Below are 397 nucleotides of genomic sequence, written 5' to 3' on the forward strand. Positions count from 1 at the left end.
TGCGCAGCAGGGTCAGCCAGGCACGCAGGTCGTCGATGTCGTCCATGGAAAAGTCCAAGAGCCGGTTCAAGGCATGGCCCGCATTGCTCGCCGGGCGTCATGCAGCGACATTGAACAGGCTCCAAGCGCGGGCCGCCATGAAAAACGGCGCGGCCGAGGCCGCGCCGTGGTGTCGGAACATGCCGATGCGGGTTATTCCGGCAACGCCAGGCGGTCGCCCAGGTTCACCGGGCGCAGGCCGTCCATCACCAGGCCGTAGCTGACCCGGTCGAAGGTGCGGAACACCATCACGTGGCCGACGAACTCTTCCGGCAGGGCGACGCTGCGGCCGGTGCCGCGGTTCCAGCTGTTGTGCGCGACGTCGTCGTCGATCGCCTCGCCGGGCTGGTAGATCGCG

General features: G+C 67.8%; 1 pseudogene. It reads right to left on the bottom strand.

Going from position 1 to position 397, the window contains the following annotated elements:
- Positions 1–192: 192 nt before the first annotated feature.
- Positions 193–397, bottom strand: a pseudogene (locus ACH65_RS20460) (LysM peptidoglycan-binding domain-containing protein); the annotation flags it as partial.

The organism is Frateuria defendens (assembly GCF_001182895.1).
Taxonomy (GTDB): Bacteria; Pseudomonadota; Gammaproteobacteria; order Xanthomonadales; family Rhodanobacteraceae; genus Frateuria_B; species Frateuria_B defendens.